This window comes from Micromonospora sp. NPDC050495, assembly GCF_040655175.1.
GTDB lineage: Bacteria > Actinomycetota > Actinomycetes > Mycobacteriales > Micromonosporaceae > Micromonospora.
In genome coordinates, this window is record NZ_JBFAJK010000129.1 from 1 (window position 1) to 1,242 (window position 1,242).

General features: G+C 41.4%; 1 protein-coding gene. It reads right to left on the bottom strand.

The window, feature by feature from the left end; all coding sequences use genetic code 11:
- Nucleotides 1-124: 124 nt before the first annotated feature.
- A complete protein-coding gene (locus AB0I11_RS34415) occupies nucleotides 125-1,072 on the bottom strand; it encodes an IS30 family transposase (RefSeq protein WP_351004109.1) in 948 nt (315 codons plus the stop codon).
- Between the last annotated feature and the right edge of the window lie 170 nt (nucleotides 1,073-1,242).

Here is a 1,242-nt window from a genome sequence, read left to right on the forward strand (position 1 = left end):
GGTGCACCGAAAACAGAAAGGTTATCTAAGATACTTCTAATACCATTATATTTTTCTAATTCTGATTCATCAACAAGTTCAGTAAATAGAACTTTTGAAGATAAACGCAAATTGCAAGTCCAAGTTAGCCAGCCAAGCTCATCTCATATGAACTCTTATAGTTGAACATTTTTCTTGGATAATGGTTCATCCAATACTCGATAGCGGCGACTTCTTCAGGGGTCGTCTTTGTTGTGCCTTTTGGCAGATGCCTACGAATCATTCGGTTATGGTTTTCATTCGTCCCTCGCTCAAAGCTCGCGTAGGCGTGTGCATAGTAAACTGGACAGCTTACGTCCTCAGAGAGCCTTGCAAATTCATGGCCATTGTCAGGGGTAATGGATTTGAAGTCATAACTTTTTTGAAGTTCCACCAGCTCATCATTGACCGCCTGTGCTGTTTTCCCATCAATCAAGCGAATGATCTCCGTGCGGTATTTTCGCTCTGTGAGCGTCAAAAGCACCTTGTTCTTAGCTCTCGTAAGAATGACCGTGTCAATCTCGTAATGCCCCACTTCTAAGCGATTGTTAATGAACTCAGGCCGTTCTTCAATAGACTTGCCAAAAGGATGCTTTGGCGCACGAGGTTTGATTTTCTTTGCCGCCTTATACTGCGGATAGAAAAGATGATGACGCTTGGCTTCTAACCAGCCCCAGTTGACCCAATTGTAGAGGCTGCTCAGAGAAACTCCTTTTAGAGCCTGATGAATGACTTCCAAAGAGTCCTTGTCTTCTTTAAGACGTGTACTCACATAACAATCAATCTCAGTCGTGAGTTTACTCGGACGAACACTGTGAGCCCTCAATCCTTCATAATTTTCTTGAGCCTTTTTAGCAGAGTATTTTACCTTCCGCTTGAGCTGGATTTCCCCTCGCTTCATCTCTCTGTCAATCGTCCCATGAGCTTTATTCAATAAGCGCGCAATCTCACGGTTGCTCAGTCCTTCTTTATTGTGCCAACGTTCAATGTTTAAACGGTCTTGATTGGTCAGGTGTTTCCCTTTGCTCTGGCTTGTGATAGAATAGTCTTGCATCTGAATTTCCTTTTTATACTATTTGGTCGAACTTCTAGTATAAGAGATTCAGATGTTTTTTGCTTGACTCAAGGTGGCTAACTTCATTTTACAATTTGCGGTTAAAAAATTAAGTAAACTTGATCAAAAATACAGTGAAGAACTAAAAGATGCTAAGCAGAAAAATTTTG

Bases quoted from the DNA above. Each gene is read 5' to 3' on its own strand.
- AB0I11_RS34415 (WP_351004109.1), bottom strand. From the start codon at position 1,072: ATGCAAGACTATTCTATCACAAGCCAGAGCAAAGGGAAACACCTGACC.